The sequence below is a fragment of the Hydrocarboniclastica marina genome (assembly GCF_004851605.1).
GTDB lineage: Bacteria > Pseudomonadota > Gammaproteobacteria > Pseudomonadales > Oleiphilaceae > Hydrocarboniclastica > Hydrocarboniclastica marina.
In genome coordinates this window covers 2,733,224-2,756,609 of the sequence record NZ_CP031093.1, presented here as the reverse complement: position 1 = coordinate 2,756,609, position 23,386 = coordinate 2,733,224, and the positions used below count along the sequence as shown (strand labels likewise).

20 protein-coding genes are annotated in these 23,386 nt (G+C 60.2%); 5 read left to right on the top strand and 15 right to left on the bottom strand.

From position 1 onward, the window contains the following. Window positions 1-17 precede the first annotated feature (17 nt). Together soil367_RS12265 and soil367_RS12260 are read right to left on the bottom strand one after the other, a co-directional pair. Window positions 18-1,331 (bottom strand): ABC1 kinase family protein, encoded by a 1,314-nt coding sequence (locus soil367_RS12265; protein WP_136549367.1) that lies wholly within the window; start codon window positions 1,329-1,331, stop codon window positions 18-20. A 65-nt stretch (window positions 1,332-1,396) separates the two neighbouring features. After that, window positions 1,397-2,065 carry a fumarylacetoacetate hydrolase family protein gene (locus tag soil367_RS12260; RefSeq protein WP_136549366.1) on the bottom strand — a complete coding sequence of 223 codons (669 nt, stop codon included), beginning with the start codon at window positions 2,063-2,065 and terminating at the stop codon, window positions 1,397-1,399. 213 nt (window positions 2,066-2,278) lie between these two features. Here soil367_RS12260 and soil367_RS12255 point away from each other — a divergent pair, with 213 nt between their 5' ends. Beyond that, the gene (locus soil367_RS12255) at window positions 2,279-2,485 is read left to right on the top strand and encodes a DUF2905 domain-containing protein (protein WP_136549365.1); all 207 of its coding nucleotides are present in this window, start codon (window positions 2,279-2,281) and stop codon (window positions 2,483-2,485) included. A 132-nt stretch (window positions 2,486-2,617) separates the two neighbouring features. After that, window positions 2,618-3,166 (top strand): hypothetical protein, encoded by a 549-nt coding sequence (locus soil367_RS12250; protein ID WP_136549364.1) that lies wholly within the window; start codon window positions 2,618-2,620, stop codon window positions 3,164-3,166. A gap of 108 nt (window positions 3,167-3,274) precedes the next feature. On the opposite strand, the gene soil367_RS12245 is transcribed toward soil367_RS12250, so the two are convergent. From soil367_RS12245 to soil367_RS12220, 6 genes are all read right to left on the bottom strand, one after another. Continuing rightward, window positions 3,275-3,724 (bottom strand): YaiI/YqxD family protein, encoded by a 450-nt coding sequence (locus soil367_RS12245; RefSeq protein WP_136549363.1) that lies wholly within the window; start codon window positions 3,722-3,724, stop codon window positions 3,275-3,277. Between the two features lie 37 nt (window positions 3,725-3,761). After that, window positions 3,762-4,436 (bottom strand): spermidine synthase, encoded by a 675-nt coding sequence (locus soil367_RS12240; RefSeq protein ID WP_136549362.1) that lies wholly within the window; start codon window positions 4,434-4,436, stop codon window positions 3,762-3,764. Then, a complete protein-coding gene (locus soil367_RS12235) occupies window positions 4,423-4,803 on the bottom strand; it encodes a YkgJ family cysteine cluster protein (protein WP_342777428.1) in 381 nt (126 codons plus the stop codon). The genes soil367_RS12240 and soil367_RS12235 overlap by 14 nt, the downstream gene beginning before the upstream one ends. A 29-nt stretch (window positions 4,804-4,832) precedes the next feature. Further along, window positions 4,833-5,375: an adenine phosphoribosyltransferase gene (locus soil367_RS12230; RefSeq protein ID WP_136549361.1), complete on the bottom strand. Its 543-nt coding sequence runs from the start codon at window positions 5,373-5,375 to the stop codon at window positions 4,833-4,835. A 101-nt stretch (window positions 5,376-5,476) separates the two neighbouring features. Further along, on the bottom strand, window positions 5,477-6,775 hold the full coding sequence (locus soil367_RS12225) for an NCS2 family permease (protein ID WP_136550610.1): 1,299 nt from the start codon (window positions 6,773-6,775) through the stop codon (window positions 5,477-5,479). Between the two features lie 133 nt (window positions 6,776-6,908). After that, window positions 6,909-7,529 carry a trimeric intracellular cation channel family protein gene (locus soil367_RS12220; protein ID WP_136549360.1) on the bottom strand — a complete coding sequence of 207 codons (621 nt, stop codon included), beginning with the start codon at window positions 7,527-7,529 and terminating at the stop codon, window positions 6,909-6,911. Between the two features lie 337 nt (window positions 7,530-7,866). Here soil367_RS12220 and soil367_RS12215 point away from each other — a divergent pair, with 337 nt between their 5' ends. Further along, a complete protein-coding gene (locus soil367_RS12215; RefSeq protein WP_136549359.1) occupies window positions 7,867-8,847 on the top strand; it encodes an NADPH:quinone oxidoreductase family protein in 981 nt (326 codons plus the stop codon). 92 nt (window positions 8,848-8,939) lie between these two features. Here the strand turns inward: soil367_RS12215 and soil367_RS12210 are convergent, their stop codons facing one another. The 7 genes from soil367_RS12210 to soil367_RS12180 all read right to left on the bottom strand — a co-directional run bounded on the left by soil367_RS12210 (window position 8,940) and on the right by soil367_RS12180 (window position 19,672). Further along, window positions 8,940-10,763: a long-chain-acyl-CoA synthetase gene (locus soil367_RS12210; protein ID WP_136549358.1), complete on the bottom strand. Its 1,824-nt coding sequence runs from the start codon at window positions 10,761-10,763 to the stop codon at window positions 8,940-8,942. A gap of 461 nt (window positions 10,764-11,224) precedes the next feature. Beyond that, window positions 11,225-13,198 carry an acetyl/propionyl/methylcrotonyl-CoA carboxylase subunit alpha gene (locus soil367_RS12205; protein ID WP_136549357.1) on the bottom strand — a complete coding sequence of 658 codons (1,974 nt, stop codon included), beginning with the start codon at window positions 13,196-13,198 and terminating at the stop codon, window positions 11,225-11,227. Continuing rightward, a complete protein-coding gene (locus soil367_RS12200; RefSeq protein WP_136549356.1) occupies window positions 13,195-14,076 on the bottom strand; it encodes an enoyl-CoA hydratase/isomerase family protein in 882 nt (293 codons plus the stop codon). Before soil367_RS12200 ends, soil367_RS12205 begins: the two co-directional genes overlap by 4 nt. 15 nt (window positions 14,077-14,091) lie before the next feature. Next, window positions 14,092-15,252 (bottom strand): acyl-CoA dehydrogenase family protein, encoded by a 1,161-nt coding sequence (locus soil367_RS12195; RefSeq protein ID WP_136549355.1) that lies wholly within the window; start codon window positions 15,250-15,252, stop codon window positions 14,092-14,094. Window positions 15,253-15,313: 61 nt separating this feature from the next. Further along, window positions 15,314-16,930, bottom strand: a complete 1,617-nt coding sequence (locus tag soil367_RS12190) for an acyl-CoA carboxylase subunit beta (protein WP_136549354.1) — start codon at window positions 16,928-16,930, stop codon at window positions 15,314-15,316. 53 nt (window positions 16,931-16,983) lie between these two features. Further along, window positions 16,984-17,856 carry an SDR family oxidoreductase gene (locus tag soil367_RS12185; RefSeq protein ID WP_136549353.1) on the bottom strand — a complete coding sequence of 291 codons (873 nt, stop codon included), beginning with the start codon at window positions 17,854-17,856 and terminating at the stop codon, window positions 16,984-16,986. A gap of 16 nt (window positions 17,857-17,872) precedes the next feature. After that, on the bottom strand, window positions 17,873-19,672 hold the full coding sequence (locus soil367_RS12180; RefSeq protein WP_136549352.1) for an acyclic terpene utilization AtuA family protein: 1,800 nt from the start codon (window positions 19,670-19,672) through the stop codon (window positions 17,873-17,875). Between the two features lie 156 nt (window positions 19,673-19,828). Between soil367_RS12180 and soil367_RS12175 the strand changes: the two genes are divergently transcribed. Next, the gene (locus soil367_RS12175) at window positions 19,829-20,455 is read left to right on the top strand and encodes a TetR/AcrR family transcriptional regulator (protein WP_246065276.1); all 627 of its coding nucleotides are present in this window, start codon (window positions 19,829-19,831) and stop codon (window positions 20,453-20,455) included. A 177-nt stretch (window positions 20,456-20,632) separates the two neighbouring features. Then, window positions 20,633-23,353, top strand: a complete 2,721-nt coding sequence (locus soil367_RS12170; RefSeq protein WP_136549350.1) for a S8 family peptidase — start codon at window positions 20,633-20,635, stop codon at window positions 23,351-23,353. The last annotated feature ends 33 nt before the right edge of the window (window positions 23,354-23,386 follow it).

Here is a 23,386-nt window from a genome sequence, read left to right as displayed (position 1 = left end):
CACGCAGCAGATAACGGCTAGCCTTCTCCGTTCAGATAGCGCTCCAGCTCACTGCGAAATGCCGCCTGGACGCCAAGGCGTTTCAGAATCCAGTAATGTCCTGCAATCATCCGGTCGATGAAAATGCTCTCTACAGCGGGTCGCAGTGAATCCATGTGTTTGAACACAGTGGGCGTCTTTGCGGCCACCTGACGGTGCAGGTCAGCCTGGGAGAAATCGTAGGGCGTGTCGGCGCTGGCAAACGGAACAATGAGGATATCGCGCCACATCGCATAGTAGGCCTGGTCAAGGGCCGGCTTGTCTTCAACCCGCGCGCCCAGATCGATCAGGCAGCGATCAAGCGCGGCGTAATCCTCGTCCAGCGCCGAAACGATTGCGTTGCGATAAGCCTGCACGATCTCCGGCTTCAGTTTTTTTACACAACCGAAATCATAAAGAATGAGACTGCCGTCGGGCCGGAAGGCGAAATTGCCGGCGTGGGGGTCGCCGTGGACACAATGGAAGCGGAACAGCTGGTCAGCCATGGTGGTGAACAGCCTGTGGCCGATAGTGTTGATGGCGTCCTGGCTATAACGCTCGGGCGTGACCGCCTCGATGTGGTCGCCTTCCACCAGTTCCATGGTCAGTACCCTGCGCGTGGACAACTGCGGCAGTACCTCAGGAATGTGAACCCAGGTGTCTTTACGGTGAAAATCGCGGAAAAGCGCTATATTGCGCGCCTCGTTTTCATAGTCGAGTTCTTCCCGCAGGCGTAGCCGGATCTCAGCAAAAAGCTGGTCGACGCTTTCCTTGGGCAGTTTCAGCAGGCCGCCGAGGCGTAAGGCCATACGTAGCTGCTTCAGGTCTGAATCGCAGGACTCGTCTACCCCCGGGTACTGGACTTTGACGATAACGTCTTGCCCTTCATGGGTCGTCGCCCGATGAACCTGACCGATTGACGCGGCCGCGTAGGGCGTTTCATCAAGTGTGGCAAAAAGCTCTGCTACCGGCTTGCCCAACTCGGATTCTATCTGACCGGTGATGACATCGAAGGGCACCGGGGGCGCTTCTTTCTGCAGTCGCTGCAGCGCGGCTGAGAATTCCTTGGGTAGAAAATCCTGGGTTTGAGAGGCAATCTGCCCGACTTTCATCACCGCGCCCTTAAGATCGCCCAGGGTGCTGGCAATATCCTCAGCCATACGGCTGTAGTTTTCACTGCGCCGCTGCTCGTTCTCCTCCGCCCCGACCCAGCTCCTAGCGCGGGCTCCCGCGTAACGGGACGCTACCGATGCGGTCATGCCAGCGAGCCGGATGAATCGGCCTGTGCGCGTGGTTACAGGTTTTTTCGCCATAGAGACCAGTTCCGATCAGGTGAGCTGTTGGCAAGATGCCAGCTGACGGGAAAATGCCGGAGTGATCAGCCGGCGACCGTCGTGGTGACTGTAAGATGCTCTTCCAGAGTGAGCTCCAGCGACTGCCCCGGAGAAAGACTGCCGACCCCTGCCGGTGTGCCGGTGAGGATGACATCCCCTGGGTTAAGCGTAAAGAAACGGCTCATGTACGCGACCAGCTCGGGTACAGGCGTCAGCATGTCGCCGGTATCGCCGTGTTGCTGGAGCTCGCCATCGACGGTCAGGCTGAAACGCCAACGACGGCCTTCAGGCCAGATATTGGACTTGAGAAAATGCGATAATGGGCAGGCGCCATCGAAACCCTTGGCCACTTCCCAGGGGTGGCCCTTTTCCTTCAGTTGGGCCTGCAGGTCTCTCAGGGTAAGGTCAAGCGCCAGACCAACCCCGACGATAGCCGGCCACACCTCATCGGGTTCGGCGTGCCTGAGCGGCCTGCCGACCAGAAGCGCCAGCTCAGTTTCGTAATGCACTTTGCCGAGATCGGTGGGAAGTATCAGGGGCCCTTCCATCTCGCACGCGGCCGTTGCCGGCTTCATGAAGATCAGCGGTTCCGAGGGCACCGGGTTGCCCAACTCGCGTGCGTGCTCAGCATAGTTGCGACCGACGCAGACGATCTTGCCCAGCTCAAACGGTGCCGCAGTGCAATCCGTGAAGCGGGGGGTGAAAACTCGCATGGTGTCTCCTGAGCACTGTTCATGTTAGAGGTTGATTTCATACTACCTGAAAAACCGAAGCAAGCCGCCTATCCGCAGCTGGTGCATCATGACGTCTTGGTAAAGCATAAGCACCGGAAAGAACCCGTGATGGTAGGCTGATAGGGCAGAGTCAGGGCAAAGTCAGGGCAAAGTCAGGGCTGGACGAAGACCGGATATCAAAAGGAGGAGACTATGCCGCGCTGGCTGATCATTGCAGGCCTGAGCCTCGTTGTGTTGGGTGTCATTCTACAGTTCGCGCCCGGGTTGCTTGGCTGGTTCGGGCGTCTGCCGGGCGATATCAACGTCGATACGGAGCGCAGCCGCGTATTCGTCCCGATCACGTCCATGGTTCTGATCAGCGTGATACTGACTCTGCTGATTAATCTGTTCCAGCGCTGATTTCGCAGTTTTAGGTGGTTTCCTGAATACTTGCGAAGCTGAAACTCGATTTATGGGTTCAATGGCTATTATGATCAGGGCTATGGCCGCCACGCCGTGTGCGGATGGATCTGCAAAGCCAAGGAGTCATTAATGAAAGGAAGCAAGGGCAGTAACGGGATTCTGGCGTCTTTAACGGGCGTTATTCTGGTGGCCGGAACTGTTGTTTCTCTCGCGGGCTGCGCGGCGGGCGCCATCACCGGCACGACCTATGCCGCCGGCGGTGCGGCAGCAACGGCTGCGCACAGGGAACGACAGGCATTCAAGAAGAAACTGGGCAAGGATTACCAGGAGTACCAGGATCTTTTCGCAGCCGCCAGCTGTGACCCCGATGAGTATCAGATCGGGCCAACGATTATGGAGTCGCTGGAAGACTCGCCGCCGATCAAAGACGGGTTTGAGGAGACTCAGGAGACCCTCGAGAAAATCTACAACAATCCCGAGGTGGAGCGTGACGTCCGGGCTCACGCCCTCTACCTCATAGCCCTGACCGAAGCCGAAAAGGAAGACGGCAGCCGGCAGCAAGCCCGCAAGCTGTTACGCCAGGTCAAACAGGAGTTTCCGGGCACCCATGACTGCGCTGTTGACGTGCTGCTGGAGCGGGGGCGCCAGATAACCGACGACGACGCCTCGGAACGTTAGGGTTCCCTCTCAAGCGTCGGCAAGGCCGGCCCGAAGGCTTTAGCGGCAGGACTTCCGGGCGCTCCGGGGCTCGTAGGCCAACGAATTACCCGGACAGGACACGAGCGTCTAAACGCGTCTCTGCCGCAACCAGCGATCCAGTGCATCAGCGAAGCGTTTACGATCGGCGTTGGAGAAACTGTCTGGCCCGCCGGTCTGGATGCCGGTGCTGCGTAATTCCTCCATCAGGTTGCGCATGGCCAGCCGCTGGCGTATCGACTCCGGCGTATATTCCTGGCCGCGCGGATTCAGGGCCATCGCTTCCCTTTCAACCGCCAGCGCAGCCAGGGGGATATCCTGGGTGACCACCAGGTCGCCCGCGTTAATCGCTTCCACGATGTGGTTATCCGCCACGTCAAAGCCAGAGGGCACCAGCCTGAAACTGAGATAGGGCGATGGGGGAATACTCAGGGCGTGATTGGCCACGAACGTCGTCATCTCCTGCGCGCGGTTGGCCGCTTTGAAAATGATGTCCTTGATGGGGCGCGGGCAGGCGTCCGCATCTACCCAGATTGGCATGGCGCCTCTCCGTTGAGTTTGATTATCACCAAGCGTGTCACCAAGCCAGCCAGACCACGTGGCGCGCGCCTTTGCCGGGTTTGTGGGCCCGCACGGTTACGGGGTCTACAGCGAAACCAAGCCCGGCTAGCCTGTCGGTAAACTCCGGCGCGGCACCCGCGGACCAGACCGCCAGGATGCCTTCGGGGCGCAAGGCTTTTTGTGCCGCGGCCAGACCTTTGGTCGAGTAAATCCAGTCATTCGCCTTTTGGGTAAGGCCTTCGGGGCCATTATCGACGTCGAGCATGATGGCGTCGTAAGCGGCCGTTTCCGATCTCAGGAGCTCACCAACATCGCCAAGGTGCACGCGTGTGCGCGGGTCGCGCAGCGGGTGGCCGGCCACAGCCCCGAGCGGGCCCCGGTTCCACTCGACGACTCCCGGCACCAGCTCGGCTACAACGATCTCCGCATCTTGGCCCAAGGCGTTCAAGGCTGCTGCCAATGTGAAGCCCATGCCCAATCCGCCGATGAGTACACGCGGGTTCTGCCGGTCCGCCACCTGTTCGCAGGGGAGCGTCGCCAGGGCGTCTTCAGAACCATGAAGCCGGCTATTCATCAGTTCACCGGGCTTACCCGCGATGCGGATTGAGAATTCATCATTTCGTCGCAAAAGTCGCAGCTCGCCGGCCTGGCCGGGAATGGCTGCAGTACCGAGCAGGTCAAAGCGGGCCATCAGAACTCCCGGGGGCATTATTGGGGTTGGACATCTGCGCGCGTTCTTCCAGACATTCGTGGCTTCCCAAAGCGAAATCACGGCAGTTCTGCGGCCGCCGTGAGTAGATCGAGCAACGGAAGGTCTTGCGGTCGAGAGCGGCGCACCAGCCATCCTCAAGGCGGCGCATTACCAGGCCGCCCCAGGCATCGAGTGCTGTGTAAGTCGGGGGGATACCCCGGTCGTCCTCAAGTATTACTTCGAGCCGGCAGCAGCAGGCTTCGCAGGTCCCACAGCTGACGACGCTGGGTGAGACTTCATCGATCGGGTGCAACTTGAGTGACTGGTCCGCGCGCTGGCTGCGCAATCCCGGGTCGGAGGCTGGCACATGGCCCCCAGTCCCACTGCGCTCGTTTCTCAAGAGTCGGAAAACTGGCACACGGTGAAGACGCTCAAACCTTCTGCCCGTAGTTTATCGGAACCGCCCAGGTCAGGCAGGTCAATCATTGCCGCCACCTCAACAATTTCGACACCAATGCGCCTGAGGAGCCGGGTGGCAGCAAGCATGGTTCCGCCCGTCGCGATCAGGTCATCTACCAGGACCACCCGGTGGCCGGCCTTGAAGGCATCCTTGTGGAGCTCCACCGAGGCTGTCCCGTACTCCAGCTTGTAGTCCTCAACGAGCGTGTCAAAGGGAAGCTTGCCCTTTTTCCGGACCGGTACAAAGCTGGCGTTGAGTTCGTACGCCAATGGCGAACCCAGGATGAAGCCACGCGCGTCGACTGCCGCAATGGCATCTATGTCGGCCGAGTGGTAACGATGCACAAAAGCATCAATCAGCTTGCGAAAGACTGTTCGGTCCTGCAGGGCCGTGGTGATATCACGGAACTGAACGCCTGGCTCGGGCCAGTCGGGCACCGTCCGGATAGCATTGCGGACAATTTCGGAAAAATACTCCATCACGGGCTCTCTTATGGAATGGTTAACCAGTGTTTGTGCTTAAGTGTTCCGGAGGGCATCAGGCGGCGACCGGGTTATGTTTGCGGCCGGTCCCGGAGCTGCTAGCCCGCGTCCAGAAAAGCATATTTGAGAATAAACATCAGAGCTATCAGCGCCACGCTGAGGTTCAGTGCTTTCCAGTGGCCGCTGACCAGCTTCATCAGTGCATAGGTGATGAAGCCGAGTGCGATGCCGTTGGCGATGGAAAAGGTCAGGGGCATCATCAGGGCGGTGACAATAGCCGGGGCTGCTTCAGTGATGTCCTCCCAGTCTATAAGCTTCAGGCCACTCGTCATCAGCACGGCAACAAACAGCAGGGCTGGCGCGGTCGCGTACGGCGGCACGACTGCCGCGATTGGGGCAAAGAACAAACAGGCGAGAAACAGACAGGCTACGACCACGGAGGTTAACCCCGTACGGCCGCCGGCGGTAATTCCCGCGGTCGACTCAATGTAGCTGGTGGTTGTGGACGTGCCCAGTGCCGCCCCGCTCATGGTGGCGACGCTGTCGGCCATGAGTGCCTGCTTGAGTCGCGGCAGGTTGCCGTTACTGTCCAGAAGATTGCCCCGTTGTGCCGCACCGATCAGAGTGCCGGAGGTATCGAACAGATCGACGAAGAGGAAGGCAAACACGATGCTTATCATGCCGACCTCGAGGGCGCCGGCGATATCGAGCTGCAAAAAAGTGGGCGCCAGGCTTGGCGGCGCTGAAACAAACCCGTTGTACTGGACCATTCCGAGCAGCATGGCGATCGCGGTGACAGCGATGATGCCGATCACCACCGCACCGGTGACGCGCCGGTAGTAAAGCCCGCAGATGAGGATGAAGCCGCCGAACATGAGCAGCGCTTCTGGCGTCTTGATGTCGCCCAGGCCGACCAGAGTAGCTGGGTTGTCAACGACCACACCCGCATTTTTCAAAGCGATAAGCGCGAGAAAAAAACCAATACCGGCTGAGATGCCATAGCGCAGGGAGAGGGGAATGCTGTTGATGATCCACTCGCGCACTTTGAACAGGCTCAGAAGCAGGAAAATAAGCCCGGACAGAAATACAGCACCCAACGCAATCTGCCAGGTATGCCCCATCCCCTGAACTACGACAAAACTGAAGAACGCGTTGAGGCCCATGCCCGGGGCAAGCGCGATGGGATAGTTGGCGTAGAGCCCCATGATCAGGGTGCCTATAGCCGCGGCCAGGCAGGTCGCCACGAAAACGGCCCCGTAGTCCATGCCCGAGACGGAGAGCACATTCGGATTGACCACGATGATATAGGCCATCGTCAGGAAGGTGGTGAAGCCGGCGATCACTTCTTTCTGGATCGTGGTGCCATGGGCGGCCAACCGGAAGTACCGTTCGAGCATGATGGGTCCTGCGTCACTGTTGGAGAGAAGACGCGACATGATACCCGCCGACCGCAAGCCGGGAAAGCTGGTTTCCCGTGCGGGTTACCCCGTTTTAGCGGAGGCGGGGGTCTCTATCGGAGGCTGTAGGTCTCTAGCGGGGTTCAGGCTGATCCCGCTGCAGACGGATGTCGAAGCGCACTGCGAGCAATCGCAGCACAACTATAGCAACCACTCCGGCGGCCAGGGCGATTTCGGTCTGATGGAACAGGTAGTCCACCAGGAAACTGAGCCAGCAGCCGGCAAATGCCACTGACGCGTAGACCTGGTCTTTCCGGAAAATAAACGGGACTTCGTTGCACAGCGTGTCGCGCAGCAAGCCGCCAAATGTTCCCGTCATCACGCCAAGCAGCGACGCAATAAAAAAGGAATGACCCAGCTCAAGGGCCAGTTGGGCGCCAAGCATGGTAAAGATGCCCAGGCCGATCGCATCAGGAACGATAATGTTCGATTCCCTTAGTCGGGACAGCGGCCGCAGGTAACTGTAGGCCACGGCTAGTGCGAGAATCAGAATGGGTTGCTCTTCGTGGCGTATCCAGTAGAGCGGATGGTTATCCATTATCAGATCACGGAGGGTGCCTCCGCCTAGCGCGGTTATGAAGGCAATGGTATAGATCCCGACCGGGTCCATGTTCTTGGCACGGGCGGCGATCATTCCCGAAAACGCGAACGCGATGACACCGATCATTTCCAGAAGGTAAATTACTTCAAACACCGCTATACCCTGCTGCGTTACTAGTGATGTGGGGATGGGCCGGGTCAAGGCCATGCGACCAAGCTTGGGCAGAGCTCCGGGCCTGGACTCGGGGCTGGAGCTCGAACGCCGGCTGGCTGGAAAACAGAGCGCGCAGGATACAAGTTTCGAGCAGCATTTTCAGATGAAAATCGTAACAGCCGACTCGCCATAACTGCCATTGATGCGCTCTCATAACCGATATCTATTTGCCTGATATCTGCTTCAGCGATAGCGTGGAACCTCTTTTGCAAATCGTTCCGACTTTTCACGACAATAACGTCAACCCAAAATCCAGAACCCTGGTCAGGAGTGATCCATGAAAGCCATCCTATGCAAAGAATACGGGCCCGCTGAGAAGCTCGAGATTGGCGAAGTACCATCGCCCGAAGCGAAAGGGTCCGGCGTTAAAGTCCGTGTACGCGCTGCGGGTCTCAACTTTCCGGATACTCTGATCATCGAGGGCAAATATCAGCTGAAGCCGCCCATGCCATTCTCGCCCGGCGGCGAAATGACGGGAGAGGTTATCGCGGTGGGCGACAAGGTCAGCCGGTTCAAGTTGGGCGACCGTGTCATGGGGCTGACGGGCTACGGCGCCTTTGCCGAGGAAATCGTAGTGGCCGAGGATAGGCTGATCCCGGTGCCGGACAAAATGAGCGACGAGGAAGCCGCGGCGTTCAGCATGGTTTACGGCACCTCCTACCACGCGCTGAAACAGCGCGCCAACCTGCAGCCGGGCGAGACGGTTCTGGTACTGGGCGCAAGCGGGGGCGTGGGCCTGGCCGCAGTCGAGTTGGCCAAGGTCATGGGCGCCAAGGTCATCGCGGCGGCAAGCTCCGCGGAGAAACTGGAGGTCGCTCGCGAAGCCGGCGCCGACGAACTGATCAACTACACGGAAGAGCCCCTGAAGGACGCGGTGAAGAAGCTGGCGCGCAACGGCGTTGATGTGGTTTACGACCCCGTGGGCGGAGACTTCACCGAGCAGGCATTGCGCTGTATGGCCTGGGAAGGCCGGCACCTGATCGTCGGCTTTGCTGCAGGGGATATACCCAAGATTCCTGCTAATCTGACGCTGCTCAAAGGTTGCCAGGTGGTCGGCGTGTTCTGGGGCAGTTTCACCATGAAGGACCCGAAGGCCAACGCCCAGAATGTGGCGGATCTGCTGGGATTCTACGAGCAGGGCAGGATTCACCCCAAAGTCAGCGAAGTGCATCCATTCGAGGATTATGTCGAAGCTTTGAAGGGGCTAAGCGAACGACGGGCCAAAGGCAAGATCGTGCTCAAAGTCGGCGCTGACTGAATCTTTAGGCCCGAATCGGTCAGATGACCCGCGCACCACGTGAAAAGGGAGCCTGACCGGCTCCCTTCGTTTACTTGCCTAACGCATCGCCGTTAGAGCCGGATCTCACCCTTGTCGATCGCTTCGACGGTTGCGCTGTCGAGGAGGCTGTATCCGGTCTTGCCCGGAATGGCGACATAAACCCGGTCATTCTGCGGTCCCTGCTGATAACCCAGGTCCTGTATGTCCTTCTTCTTGTATTTGAACGTACCGGTTTTGGCGATGGCGTCCGTTACCCTGACGAATACCGGCACCGCGTAGGGCGGCAGATTCTCCTGCAGGTACGCGTAGAATGCGTCGAGGTCGAGGTGGTCCTCTGACGGCACTACTGTTGCCATCCCGGCCTTACCGTTTGTGTGGGGCACTTCGACACCGTACACCACAACCTCATCAAGACCACCAAAACCGTCAATGATGTTCTCGACTTCGTTGGTCGAAACATTCTCGCCCTTCCAGCGGAAGGTGTCTCCCATGCGATCGACAAACTGCAGGTGGCGCCAGCCCAGGTCTTTCAGAACGTCGCCAGTGTTGAACCAGGCGTCATTTTTCTTGAAGGCGCCGTGGATGATGGACTTTTCAGTGGCCTCCTTCTGGGTGTAGCCCTCAAAAGACCACTTTTTCGTTATCTCACCCAGCAGCAGCCCGGGCTCGCCCTGGGCGACCTCTTCAAGAAGCCCCTTCTCGTTCCGCACGGGGTCGCGCGTGCCCTCGTGAAACTTTACCAGCGCGTAGGGCGCGGTCGACATGCCGACAGTGTTGTCGAGATTGAGGAAGTTGCTGAAACCGATGTTACCTTCGCTGGAGGCGTAGAATTCGGCCACCTTCTCGATGCCAAAACGGTCCTTGAACGTGCGCCAGATAGAAGGGCGCAAACCGTTGCCAATCATCTTGCGCAGCGGATGGTTGCGGTCTTCGCTGGACGGTGGCTGGTTGAGCAGGTAGCGGCATAGCTCGCCGACATAGCCGAACGTTGTGGCACGGTAGTAGCGCACGTCGTCCCAGAACTTGCGGGCGCTGAATTTACGCCGCATGACAATGGCCGATCCACCGGCAACGGCTGCGCCCCAGCAGACCAGAATGGCTGTGCCATGGTAGAACGGCAGGGTCACATAGATCACATCCTCCGGCGTCATGCCCAGGGACATCAGGCCAAACCCGCCATAGGCTTTGACGAACTTGCGGTGGCTGCCGGGGGCTGCTTTCGGCAGGCCGGTGGTGCCGGAGGTGAACAGGTAAAAGGCGGTGTCGCCCATGCGTGGCGGGTTGTCGACCGCAGGGTTGCTCACCGCGCAGCGAATGATCTCTTGGGCAACGTTCAGGTAGCCGTCGGGCGCCTGGCCCAGGTCGGTACGGGTATCCCTGTCAGCCAGGAACAGAAAAGGATTGGCATGGTCGCAGCTGAGGCGATCCTTGATGCCGTCGAACGCTTCTGTAAGCTCCTCACCAACCACGACCATCCTTGGCTCGGTGAGCTTGATGCTGTGCTCGAGTACCTGGCCCTTCTGGGCCGTGTTGATCAATGCGCAGGCGACACCAAGCTTTGCCGCGCCGATAAAAACAGCCAGCAGCTCGGGACGGTTTTCCAGAAAGATGGCGATGCGGTCGCCTTTTTTCAGGCCTTGCTGCTGAAAGAAATGGCTGTAACGGTTTGCCCATTCGTTCAGCTCGGCGTAGCTGACGGAGCGGTCTTCGTAGAGGACGGCGGGACGGTCGCCGTAGCGCTCGGCATTACGCTCGATCAGCCCACCTATGGTCAGGGGTTTAGTGTCTTTCTTCTGGGCATAGTAGTAATACCCACGGATAATTTTGGGAAGCCTGCGTACCAGGGCTGGAAGCTGATCGACTAAGTCGCGAATGCGGATGATGTCCTGGCTCATAAAGTCCCTCTAAGTGCCCGCTACTGGTGCAGGTCATTGGTTTCATTGGGAATCGCCGGCTCTGCACACACGCGGTTCCGGCGTCGTTGCCGTGAGCTCGTGTGCAACATCCCGTAATTGCTCGTGCGCTGTCCTTCATCTGAACGTGCGCTCGCTGTCACCTGAAACAGTGCTACCGATTATCAGGGACAGGCGTCATTCGAGTTTGAGCGCTAGGGAAGCGGCGGATTGGAATTTGCGCGCTAGTGGACCACAAGATGCTCTTCGGTTCGGTGATCCGTTCCTCGCTTTAGCGTAAATGTGGTCGGATTCACACTATGTCGGTCTGAACACGCGGCGGGGACCAGGCCAGTTCGGTGCCGAAAACAATACCGGGAGGTGTCCCAGCCAGGTCGGCCACAATCCCGGCGGCAACGCGCTCTTAGTCTACTGAACCAGCAACGCCTGGCGGCCGGTCGTCGTCATGTTTCAGCGTCCATCGGGTCAGGGATTATGGATACGAGTAGCTGCTTGCGTCGTACCTGGGCTCCGGCCTCGGTATGCACAGTTTCTACCACACCGCTGGTGTTCGCCCGCAGCGGGTGCTCCATCTTCATGGCTTCGAGCACCAACAGGAGATCCCCTTGGGCTACCCGCTGGCCGGGCGCTGCATCAACAGTGATGACCTTGCCGTCCATGCTGGCGCTTAGCTGGCCGTCGCCTTTGACGAGGGTCGCCGCAGGCGGCGCTCCGGTGCGGTCCGTAACCTGACCGTATTCACCCTGGCATTGACACCAGAGCTCAGCTCCCTTTTGCACGTAGCGGCAATGACGGCGCACCCCGTTGTGTTCCAGGATCAGAGCGCCGGGTTCATGACCTATCAGGTCGATTATCTCGTCACCGACCCGTTCGCCAACCGCCCAGAACACCCGGAAGCGCCGACCGGTTTGCATCAAGCTGACGGTAATCAGGCTCTCGCCGATTTCGAGATCGAGCGACACCGGGGAGGGCAGGCTGTTACTCCAGCCTGCTGTGCCGGCCCGCTGCGCGCAGACGACGGCTGCGATGGCAACGAGCAGGTTTGACGTCGGCCGTGGCGAGCGCGCTTTTGCACCCGCAAATGCGTGATCGAGGTACTCGGTCGTTGCTTCTCCGCGGGCGAATGCCGGAGCGGCAAGTATCTCGGCCAGAAACGCCTGGTTGGTCGTAACCCCTGCGATAAAGCTTTGCCGTAAGACTTTGCCCAAGCGCCGCCGGGCGGTTTCCCGGTCCGGGCCCCAGGCAATCATCTTGGCCAGCATGGGGTCGTAGTGAGGCGACACCGAGCTGCCTTCGCGCACCCCGGTGTCGACACGTATACCCTCGCCGGCCAGGGGTTGCCAGGCGTCAATACGGCCTGTCTGGGGCATATAGCCGTTTGCCGGATCCTCGGCGTAGAGCCGGACTTCGATGGCATGACCTTGCAGCGTTACCTGATCCTGGGTCAGAGGCAGGGATTGTCCTGCCGCTACCGCCAGTTGCCACGCGACCAGATCCTGGCCGGTGACGCATTCGGTCACCGGGTGCTCGACCTGAAGGCGGGTGTTCATCTCCAGAAAGTAGAATTGGCGCTGAAAGTCGACCAGGAACTCAACAGTGCCTGCGCCCTGATATTTGCAGGCCCTCGCTGCATTTACCGCGGCCTCGCCCAGAGCCGCTCTGAGTTTCTCATCGACAAAGGGCGAGGGAGCTTCTTCCACGACTTTCTGGTGGCGGCGCTGTACGGAGCAGTCACGTTCACCCAGGTGGATGACGTTGCCGTGCTGGTCGGCGAATACCTGGACTTCAATATGGCGGGCATCGACCAGCGCCTTTTCCAGAATCAGTTCGTCGCTGCCGAAGGCGTTGAGCGATTCGGATCGCGCCCGTGCCAGGGCTCCCGGCAGTTCGTCGGGGCCATCAACGCGCCGCATGCCGCGACCACCGCCGCCGGCGGACGCTTTGATCATGACCGGGTAGCCGATCCTGCGCGCTTGATTGGCGAGTTCGCTGTCATCTTCGGACGCGCCCTCGTAACCAGGTACTGTCGGTACCCCGGCCTCCTGCATCGCGATTTTCGAACGCCGCTTGCTCCCCATCAGCTCAATCGCATCGGCGGGAGGACCGATGAATACCAGGCCGGCACGGCCACAAGCACGCGCGAACTCCGCATTTTCCGAGAGGAACCCATAGCCGGGGTGCACAGCTTCCGCGCCGGTGCGCTTGGCCGCGTCAAGGATGGCGTCAATATTGAGGTAGGAGGCCGACGCGGCTGCGGGACCCAGCCATACCGATTCATCGGCTTCGGCAACGTGCAGAGCGTCGGCGTCAGCCTCGCTGAACACAGCGACGGTGTCGTACCCGAGCGCGCGAGCGGTGCGGATGATGCGCACCGCGATTTCTCCACGGTTGGCTACCAGCAGCTTGTTGAAGCTCATTCCCTGTCCTCCACCGGCCTGCTTGCTGTGGCCTCTTTCTCTGCCCCTTCGTTCGCAGCCCAGTAGGGCTTGCGTTTCTGTATGAACGCAAGGGTCCCTTCCTCTCCCTCTTGGCCTCGCACAGCCCGGGCAAACTGTTCAGCAGCGTCGTCCAGCAGGTCTTCCAGAGGTTCGTTGTGGACACGGTGGAGCAGGGCTTTGGTTATGCGGTTAGCCTCGGGTGCAGAGCTTCTTACCTGTTCGAGAATGTCCTTCAGGCGCATGGGGATCACCTCCGGTTCCACCAATTCGTGGGCAATGCCCAATCGCACGGCTTCCGGGCCGTCGAACCGCAGGCCCAGCAACGCCAAACGACGGGTTTCGGTGAGGCCAATGCGTCTGACCATGAACGGCGCAATCTGGGCGGGGGGAATACCCAGACCGGTTTCGGGCAACCCCAGTCGGGCGTCGGGTGTGCAGAGTCCGACATCCGAAACGCAGGCCAGCCCCATTCCGCCGCCCAACACGGCTCCCTCGAGCACCGTAATGACGACCTGGGGTGCATTTTCGACCTGGACCAGCAGGTAGCCGAATGTGCGGTTGAGCTTGTAGAAGGGGTCTCTGCTCCCGCCCATTTCTTCAGCCGGTTCGCCGGCTTGCTCGCTGCGGGCGGCAATCATGTCCTGGATATCAGCACCGGCGCAAAAGTGGCCTTCCGCACCGCGCAGAACGACCGCCCGTATTGATGTGTCCCCGGCAATGGCTGCGAAGACCTCTGCCAATTCCGAAACCATCGCAAGGCTCATGGCATTGCGGCGCTGAGGGCGGTTCAGCGTTATAAACAGCGCCAGGTCCTGTTTCTCCAGAAGCAACGTCTTGCAAGGTGGCAGTCGAATCATGTGCTCGTCTCCGGGTCAGGCTTTTTTCTTGCCGGGCAGCGTGCCCATGAATTTGCAGATAATGCCCAGCATGATCTCGTCTGCGCCGCCGCCGATGGAAACCAGACGGACGTCGCGGTAGGCGCGCGACACGCGGTTATCCCACATGAAGCCGTTGCCGCCCCAGTACTGTAGGCAGGCATCGGTCACCTCGCGGCCGAGCCGGCCGGCCTTGAGCTTTGCCATGGAGGCGAGGCGGGTAATGTCCTTACCCTGGATATGCATCTCGCAGCTCTGGTAGGTCAGGGCCCGTAGTGCCTCGATCTCGGTCTGCAGTTCGGCCAGGCGGAAATGGATCACCTGGTTATCGATCAGGGGCTGACCGAATGTCTGGCGCTCCCGGCAATAGGCGACGGTGTCGTCAACACAGGCTTCCAGCGCCTTGATGACATTGGCCGCGCCCCAGAGCCGCTCTTCCTGGAATTGCAGCATCTGCATCATGAAACCGGTGCCTTCCGCGCCGATGCGGTTGCGTTTGGGTACGCGGACGTTGTCGAAGAAAACCTGCGCCGTCTGTGATGAACGCATGCCGAGCTTGTCGAGGTGGGGCGCAATGCTGATGCCGGGGGAGTCCATGGGCACGACGATGAGACTCTTGTTCTTGTGCGGCTTGTCGTCCGAAGTGTTGGCCAACAGGCAGATAAAGTCGGCCTGGGGGGCATTGGTAATCCACATCTTGTGGCCGTCTATCAGATAGTCGTCCCCGTCCGAGCGTGCGCGCGTATGTAGTCCGGCTACATCTGACCCCGCGCCAGTTTCGCTGACGCCGATACAGCCGATCTTTTCGCCACTGATCGCGGGCGCCAGGAATTCCTGCTTGAGCGTGTCCGATCCGAACCGGGCCAGAGCCGGGGTGCACATGTCAGTCTGTACGCCAATGGATAACGGCACCCCGCCGCAATGGGCCATACCCAGCTCTTCCGCCGCAACGATGTTGTAGCTGTAGTCCAGTCCCATGCCGCCATACGCTTCGGGCTTCTGGATACCCAGCAGGCCGAGTTTACCCAGCTTGGGGAACAATTCCCGGATTGGGAAAGCGCCGGCCTTTTCCCACTCATCACAATGGGGGTTGATCTCGTTGTCCACGAAATGTCGGACCGTGCGGCGCAGTTCGTTGTGTTCCTGGGTGAAAAGCATGGTATCTCCGTGGGATTGTTTAAGATTCGATTGCAGCGGGTGTTGGCGGAAACCGGATATCTCAGAACCGCGCAACGCCGAAACTGTTGGGGTTTAGCTGGCGCCGGCGGGCTTCGTCGCACAGGTTCAGCACCAGCCCCAGGACCCTTCGGGTGTCCCGGGGGTCGATCAGGCCGTCATCCCAGAGGCGGGCGGTGCCGAAGAGCGCTGACGAGCCTTCCTCCAGCTTTTTGGCGGTGGCTTGTTCAAGGAAGTCCAGGGTTTTGGAGTCAGGCTCGATGCCGGCTTTCCGTTGCTTCTCCTCGGCCACGATACGCATGACCTTGCCCGCCTGGGCTGGCCCCATCACGGCGGTACGGCTGTTGGGCCAGGCGAAGATGAAGTCGGGGTCCAGGCCACGGCCACACATGGCGTAGTTGCCAGCGCCGTAGGAGCCGCCGATGACAATGGACAGCTTGGGTACGCGGCAGTTGGCCACGGCCTGGATCATCTTCGAGCCGTGCTTGATTGCGCCTTGCTGTTCGGCCTGGGTGCCGACCATGAAGCCGGTCGTGTTATGGAGGAACAGGAGGGGCTTGCCCGCCTGGTCGCAAAGCTGGATAAACTGCGCCGCTTTTGCTGACCCGTTGGGGGTTATGGGTCCATTGTTGCCAATGATGCCAACCGCATGCCCCTGAATACGCACAGTTCCACAGACAGTCTGCTCATCCCAGGCGGGTTTGAAATCGAGAAAGCGAGAGCCGTCCGCGATGCGCCCCAGCACCTCCCGCACATCGTAGGGCTGGCGGGGGTCCGCGGGCACGACGCCAATCAGCTCTGCAATATCCTGCAGTGGCTCATCCCACTCTCGTGCAGCGGTTGGGGAAAGATGATCATTCCAGGCCAGGGCGCCGATCAGCTCGCGGGCCTGGCGGATGCCGTCGGCATCGCTCTCTGCGATGTACTCAGCGGTACCCGCAGTTTCTGTATGCATAGCCGCACCGCCAAGTTCTTCGTCAGTCGCGATCTCCCCGGTCGCGGCTTTGAGAAGGGGCGGTCCGGCCAGGAACATCTTGGCCCGGTCGCGTACCAGAATCACATAGTCAGAAAGCCCTGGCTGGTAGGCTCCGCCGGCTGTTGCATTGCCATGCACGACAGTCACCTGGGGGATGCCCGCCGCCGACAGCCGGGCCTGGTTGGCGAAGCCGCGCGCGCCGAGCACAAAAATGTCCGTAGCGTAGTTGAGATTGGCGCCGCCGCTTTCCGACAGCGATACAACCGGGAGCTTTTGCTGGCGGGCGATTTCCTGCAGACGCAGGGTTTTGTCGAGCCCCGCCGGCGTAATGGTGCCACCCTTGATAGCGCTATTGCTCACCACCACCAGGCAGCGCACTCCCGCCACGATGCCAATGCCCCCAATCAGTCCCCCGCCGGCCTGACTGCCGTCCTTGTCATCATGCATCCTGTACCCGGCAAGGGAGCCGAGTTCCAGAAAGTCGCTGCCGGGATCGATCAGACGGTTGAGCCGTTCGCGCGGGAGCAGACGACCTTTGCTGTGAAACCGTTCGCGGGCTTCTTCGGTTTTTTCCAGAACGCGTTTTTCAACTGTGCGAAAGGATTCGATATGGCTCAGCATCGCGTCGGCATTGTCCTTGAACAGGTCGCTGAGGGGGTCAAGCTGTGTCTCGATCGGCTGCATCTGTTGGGCACCACGTGTATGCAATGAGAGAAAATCGGCCGGAATCGGTTGGGTCAGTCCTGCAGCACCCTGGGTGTGCTCGCCCGGTGGAAGCCGTTGAAAGGCGCGTTGTTTCTCGCAGGCGGTAGCGGCCAGACGCGTCCGCCCTGGCTCGCGGCCCCGTCTATCCTTACGGTCGTGCCCGAGATGAATGCGGCTGCCGGGCTGAGCAGGAATACGATGGCGCTGCTGACCTCGGATTCGTTGCCGAGCCGTTTTAGCGGTACTCCGTCGCGCAGCCCGATGATCATGCTCTTCATACTGGGCGGATAATTGTCCATGCCACTGGAGGCGATCCAGCCAGGCGCTACGGCGTTGACGCGCACGCCGCTGGTGCCCCATTCCACGGCAGCGGTCTGGGTCAGGTTGACCATGCCGGCGCGGGCGGCACCGGAGTGACCCATGCCCGGCATGCCACCCCACATATCCGCAACAATATTGACAATGGCGCCGCCATTTTTGGCCATGTACTGCCCATAGACCTCCCGGGCCATCAGGAAGCCGCCCGTGAGGTTGGTGCGAACCACGGTCTCCCAGCCTTTCTGGTTGATGCTCGCCAGCGGCGCGGGAAACTGGCCGCCGGCATTGTTGACCAGGCCATCAACGCGCCCGGAAGTGTCCAGGACTTGTTTGACGGTGCTTTTGACCTGTTCCTCTTCGCGAATGTCGCAGACATGGAAGCTGCAGTTGTCTGAGCTCCCTGTGTCTTCTGCAATCTCCCTTGCTACTGCCTGGAGCTTTTCTTCTTTACGACCAACCAGTGCCACATGGGCGCCGAGGGCGGCCAACTCGTGGGCAGTACAGCGGCCGATGCCAGAGCCGCCGCCGGTGACTATGTGGACCTGACCGGAAAACAGGCCGGGCTTGAAAACAGAGGCATAGTGCATGGGTTACTCCGCAGAATCAGTTAGTCAGCGCGTCCTGGCTGATGGCGATGGGCATATCAAGCAATTGTTGGGCAAAAGCCTTACCCTGGGGGTCGACCCGCAAGCTGGCGATGCCGCCGCCGCCCAGGCTGTGCTTGAGCAGAAAATTAAGGGCGTGAATACCGGGGAGCTCCCAGCGCAATACCTCGCCGTTCTTCGGATCGAGTGTGTGGCGCATCCATTCGGCTACGGCCTGCTCGGTCAATGCCGCGCGCAGATAGGGCAGGTACGATGGCTTGCGGGCAATGACGCCGATATTGGCGTGATCTCCCTTGTCACCGCTGCGCGCCCAGGCCAGTTGAATAAGCGGTACTGTTGTGTCGGTCTTGAGCGCCCGCTCCGACAGCGTTTCGCTTTTTCGCAGAAGCGCCGCTGAAAAGCCTCCTTCGCCGGCCACCCGAACCGGGCGCGTGTGTTCGCCCAGCTGCACCTGAACCTGAACCAGCTGCTTGGGGACCAGGCAGGTATACAGCCGGATCTTGGGCCAGACCGTCGGCCGGCCGCCGACCATCCCGGTGATGCCCGGTGCCATGCCCGTGGCGGCCTGGGCAATCTCTCGGGAGAAAAGCACCAGTGCCTTCTTGTTGGGATGGGCAACGCTGATTCTCACCACAACCTCCCGCGTTGCCCCCTGGCGGCTCTGGCTGCCGTAGCTTGTTTCTGTACCAAGGCACTCGATGCGGGTATCGCTGTACGGTCCCCAACCGTTTTCAGCCAACAGCTTGCTGGTTCTCTCCAGGATGGCCTCTGAGACCCACTGTGCCTTGCGGCTCGCGTCTCTACCGGCAAGCAAAAAGCTCACAATGCATTTGTGCCCGTCGGGCCAGGTGCCGGCTGCCTTGTAGTGATCCGTCGGCGGCATTCCACGAGCGCCGGAGACCCGTACCTTGTCTTTTTCAATTTGCTCGATCGTGACTTCAGTAAAATCGCAGGTCACGTCGGGTAGCAGGTAGGCGCCCGGATCGCCAATCTCATAGACAAGCTGCTCCGCGGCGGTGGCGAAGGTGACGAGTCCGCCGGTTCCTTCTGGTTTGGTCAGGATGAAATCACCGTCGGCGGAAACGCTGACGATGGGAAAGCCCATATCAGCATAGCTATCACGCACCTGTTCCCAGTCGGTGAAATTCCCGCCTGTGGCCTGTGCGCCACACTCAATCAGGTGCCCGGCCAGACTGCCCTGGGCCAGCAGGTTGTAGTCGTCCCAGCGCCAGCCAAACTCGTAAATGAGCGGAGCCAGTGCAAGGGCGCTGTCGGCGATGCGTCCGGTGATCACTACGTCGGCGCCTTCAGCCAACGCTGCCACAATACCCGGCGCGCCGAGGTAGGCGTTAAGGCTGACCATGACCCCGGGTAGGGGCTCGTCGCCCTCAGTGCTATGCACACCTGCCTTCGCCAGCTCCGCTTTTTGCGGCATCAAATCGTCGCCTTCGACCAGCGCTATTCTCAGAGGGACCCCCACGGCGTCCGCAGCGGCCTGCAACGCGTCGCGGCAGGCTCTGGGATTGACGCCGCCGGCATTGCTGATGACTTTGAGCCCGCGGGCGTGAATGTCGCCCAGTAGCGGCGTCATCACATCCCGCACAAAATCGGTGGCGTAACCTGAAGCCGGATCCTTCATCCGCTGCCCCGCCATAATCGACAGCGTGACTTCGGCGAGATAGTCGAACACCAGGTAATCCAGCTCCCCGAGTTCCACCAGCTGTCGGGCCGCACTGTTGGTGTCTCCCCAAAAGGCGGCGGCACAGCCTATTCGGACAGGGTTGGTACGGTCAGACATGGCTCGGGTTCCTGGTGACGTTTTCCGAACACTACCAAGCAAGCGCTTGGTTTGTAAAGCGGCATGATATCCGGTCTAATGTACTGCTATGATCGGGCTGTGCCGCAGGCCCGTCCGGCCCGGTTTTCGGTCACGTTACGTATTCAGGAGCCGACCTTGTCAACGCGTCCAAACGCTTCCACCCATTATTCCGAACTGACTGATCCCCAAAGTGCGCGTGGACGTCTTCTTCGTCAGGCCGCGCATCTGTTTCGCGAAAAGGGCTACGAACGCACCACTGTTCGGGACCTGGCTGCCGCCGTGGGCATACAGTCAGGCAGCATCTTTCATCACTTTCAGACCAAAGAAGCGATCCTGCGGGCGGTGATGGTTGAGACTATTCTCTACAATACGTCCCGGATGGAGGCCGCGCTGGTCAAGGCGGAAAGCGATACGGATCGCATCCGGGCGCTGATTCGTTGTGAGCTGGAGGCCATAAACGGCGAGACGGGCGAAGCGATGGCGGTATTGGTGTACGAATGGCGCAGCCTGACGCCTGAGAGCCAGGCTGAGATACTGGTGCTCCGCGACCGCTACGAAAAGCTCTGGCTTGAGACTCTGGAAAGACTGTCCGGGGCGGGTCTCGTCAAAGCGGATCCCTTCGTGCTTCGGCGTCTGCTGACCGGCGCCCTGAGCTGGACGGTTACCTGGTTCAAACCGGAAGGGAAAGGGCAGCGTCGGTCGTTGGATCTCGACGACCTGACAGCACAGGTAATGCTGACTTTGGGATTGCCAGTACCCTGATTGGGAGAGGTCATGCCAGAGCTGAAGCGGAAAGCGGCCATATCACTGCGCCCTGGCACCCGGCCTTTCCTGTTATCAAAAATTAACAGGATGGGGTTGGCCCGAGTGATACCGTCGGCACAAGTCTGACCTGATTCTTCGCTCAGCTGATCGCAATCACTTCGCAGGTTTCCACCGATGTATGAAAGTCGCTTGTTCAAGCCCGCTCTCTTTGTCTTGCCGATACTGGTCAGTGCCTGCGGAGGCGGGTCCGGTAGCGGCGAAAGCGGGAATACGGCCAACGCGATCCAATGCGGGGTGGCGCCCACGCTTACCCTGGTCGAACGGCCGATTAACGGCCCGCGCATCAGCGGATTGATTGAGATCGAGGCGAACGCACGGGTCGACAAAGATCCTGCTGATCTTCTGGTGGAGTATGCTACCAGCCGGTTGACCCAACCCGAGCGCTTGCCATCGGCCGTCATCCTCGGCGGCTATGTGAGCGGTACCAGTGGCGAGTATGAGGGGCAAAGCAAAAAGAAATTTGTCTTTCCCGAGGATATCCGTGACCAGTACTGCATTGACCTGGAACCCGGCCAGTCGGTTGATGTCGAGTTTTTCACGCCAGAAGCGGGGCATAGCCTCCGGCTGATCCGCGCACTCGATGCACAATTGGTTGACACATCCAGCTTTGAGAAGGCTCCGGTTCAGGACGAGCCACGCTGGCTCAGTCTGTCGCTGCCGACGGATGCAGAGGCCGGTACGTATATTGTCGATGTGGGGGCAGCGTCCCAGACCGGACCGAGCCGGTACGTTCTCCAGACGAGTCCAACCGCCAGGTTTACCTCGCTGCATTGGGCGTCCGATGACTTCAGACCGGGCGAGGCGGTTGTTGAGATGACGGCCGCCGCCCAGGCTTCAGCCCAGCAGAACCGAAACCAGTTCAGCGCCCTGAGCCTGGATCAGCCGCTCGGCAACGGTCAGTACAAACTCACCATGCCGCTTTCGGTCCAGGCCTATGGCGGCGTAAGGAGCCAGTCACTGGACATAAAGCAGCGAACAGTCGAGTGGATCGAGGAGCTTCGCCGCCAGCCCGAGATCGCCGCGGCGTCGCCAAACTATATCTTCAGGGGTCTCAGCGCTTTCGGGTCAGTCAACGAACCGCTGTATCCGGCCCAGTGGCACTACCCCCTTATCAGCGTTCCGCAGGCGTGGCAACTGGTTCCCGACGGTGGCGACGGCGTCAGAATCGCGGTGTTGGATACAGGCGTCTTTCGTGGTGTCGAGGGGTGGCACGAGGATCTGAGGCCGAATTTGCCCGATAACTGTGGAACAAGCACATGCCTGGACACAATAAACGGTGGTGACCCAGTAGATCCTGGTTCAGCTTTGGGCGGCTCGGTCTACCACGGCACACACGTTGCCGGGACTATTGCCGCCAGCGGCAACAATGGTCTGGGCGGTGCAGGCGTGGCGCCGAACGCCCGGCTGCTGCCGGTACGCGTGCTGGATGAGAATGGTACGGGCACCCTGTCGGACGTTATCACAGGGATTAACTGGGCGGTCGAAAACGGCGCAGACGTCATCAACTTGAGCCTAGGCTCTTCGGCAGCCCCGCCGAACCTGAGGACGGCGGTGGAAAACGCCGCATCGGCGGGGGTGCTGATTGTGGCGGCTGCAGGAAATGCGCCGACGCAGGAGCCCGTCTATCCCGCAGGGCTTGACGGCGTATTCGGGGTTGGGGCTGTGGACGGAGCCGGCGTGCTCGCCAGCTATTCCAGCAGGGCTTCGTCTGTAGACCTGGTAGCGCCAGGCGGCGATGCCGGGCGCGACGCCAACCAGGATGGCCGCGCTGATGTTGTTGTGAGCGCCAGCGGCAACGAAGACACCGGTGCAACTTACGCTGGACTGCAGGGCACGTCCATGGCCACGCCTCACGTGGCCGGGGTGTTTGCGCTCATGAAGTCCCTCAACCCTGAGATCTCTGCACCCGTTATACATGCACTGCTGGATGACATAACGAAGGGGGCTTCCGGGCCGGGCAACCCCGGCTATGGCGCCGGCATTATTGATGCGGCGCTGGCCGTTGAAACTGCCAGCGCCGGCTCGCTATCTCTGCTGCTGGCCGAACCAACACTGCTGAAATTTGAAAGGACCATCACCCAACAGGTGCTTTTGCTCAACCAGGTGGGAAACGGCGGCGGGTCTATCGGGGCGCAAAGTATAGAGGTTACGTCTGAGGTGCCCTGGCTGCGGGCCGGAGAACTCAGCGCGACCGACGCCGGCTTTTCACTACCAGTAAGCGTTGACCATGCGGTACTTACCGAAGCCCGGGCCTACCGCAGTTTTCTGACAGTGACCTATAGCTCAGACGGGCATCAGCGCAGCTTCAAGGTACCTGTAATAGTCCCCGTGAGCTCTGCCGTTGCGGAAAGGAATGCCGGGCTGCATTACGTGCTTTTGCAGGTGGCCGACCCGGACCCCAGCTGGTCGGAAGATTACATCACGAAAGCCAGTGCTCAGACCGGACTCAGCGCTGTTGACGGGGTGTATCGGTTCAATTTCGGCGTTACCGACGCCTCGGTCGAAGATAAAGCGTCAAACGAAGCGCGCATCGGAGAGACCTACTTCCTCGTGGCCGGCACCGATCTCGACAATGATGGCGTGATCTGTAGCCCGGGTGAGGCCTGTGCTGAATACCCGGTGGCTGGCCTGCGCGAACGCGTAACAGTCGAGGTGGTTAACGGCGAGGCGAGGCTGGTCGGTGCGGATGGCGAACCGGTACCTGCGACATCGCTGGTGATGACGACATCATTCTCACGACCGCTTTCCGCCCAAAGTCTGCCACGACCGGGATTTGCCGGCTATAAGTTGCTAGAATCGGCGCCTGAGCCTGCGCTGCGGCGTCTGGCAGACTAGTTGGGCGCACGGAATCCGAGCACAGGCAGGCCA

Excerpts from the sequence above, each read along its gene's own strand:
- soil367_RS12265 (WP_136549367.1), bottom strand. The coding sequence starts at position 1,331 with ATGGCGAAAAAACCTGTAACCACGCGCACAGGCCGATTCATCCGGCTC.
- soil367_RS12260 (WP_136549366.1), bottom strand. The coding sequence starts at position 2,065 with ATGCGAGTTTTCACCCCCCGCTTCACGGATTGCACTGCGGCACCGTTT.
- soil367_RS12255 (WP_136549365.1), top strand. The coding sequence starts at position 2,279 with ATGCCGCGCTGGCTGATCATTGCAGGCCTGAGCCTCGTTGTGTTGGGT.
- soil367_RS12250 (WP_136549364.1), top strand. The coding sequence starts at position 2,618 with ATGAAAGGAAGCAAGGGCAGTAACGGGATTCTGGCGTCTTTAACGGGC.
- soil367_RS12245 (WP_136549363.1), bottom strand. The coding sequence starts at position 3,724 with ATGCCAATCTGGGTAGATGCGGACGCCTGCCCGCGCCCCATCAAGGAC.
- soil367_RS12240 (WP_136549362.1), bottom strand. The coding sequence starts at position 4,436 with ATGGCCCGCTTTGACCTGCTCGGTACTGCAGCCATTCCCGGCCAGGCC.
- soil367_RS12230 (WP_136549361.1), bottom strand. The coding sequence starts at position 5,375 with ATGGAGTATTTTTCCGAAATTGTCCGCAATGCTATCCGGACGGTGCCC.
- soil367_RS12225 (WP_136550610.1), bottom strand. The coding sequence starts at position 6,775 with ATGCTCGAACGGTACTTCCGGTTGGCCGCCCATGGCACCACGATCCAG.
- soil367_RS12215 (WP_136549359.1), top strand. The coding sequence starts at position 7,867 with ATGAAAGCCATCCTATGCAAAGAATACGGGCCCGCTGAGAAGCTCGAG.
- soil367_RS12210 (WP_136549358.1), bottom strand. The coding sequence starts at position 10,763 with ATGAGCCAGGACATCATCCGCATTCGCGACTTAGTCGATCAGCTTCCA.
- soil367_RS12205 (WP_136549357.1), bottom strand. The coding sequence starts at position 13,198 with ATGAGCTTCAACAAGCTGCTGGTAGCCAACCGTGGAGAAATCGCGGTG.
- soil367_RS12200 (WP_136549356.1), bottom strand. The coding sequence starts at position 14,076 with ATGATTCGACTGCCACCTTGCAAGACGTTGCTTCTGGAGAAACAGGAC.
- soil367_RS12195 (WP_136549355.1), bottom strand. The coding sequence starts at position 15,252 with ATGCTTTTCACCCAGGAACACAACGAACTGCGCCGCACGGTCCGACAT.
- soil367_RS12190 (WP_136549354.1), bottom strand. The coding sequence starts at position 16,930 with ATGCAGCCGATCGAGACACAGCTTGACCCCCTCAGCGACCTGTTCAAG.
- soil367_RS12185 (WP_136549353.1), bottom strand. The coding sequence starts at position 17,856 with ATGCACTATGCCTCTGTTTTCAAGCCCGGCCTGTTTTCCGGTCAGGTC.
- soil367_RS12180 (WP_136549352.1), bottom strand. The coding sequence starts at position 19,672 with ATGTCTGACCGTACCAACCCTGTCCGAATAGGCTGTGCCGCCGCCTTT.
- soil367_RS12170 (WP_136549350.1), top strand. The coding sequence starts at position 20,633 with ATGTATGAAAGTCGCTTGTTCAAGCCCGCTCTCTTTGTCTTGCCGATA.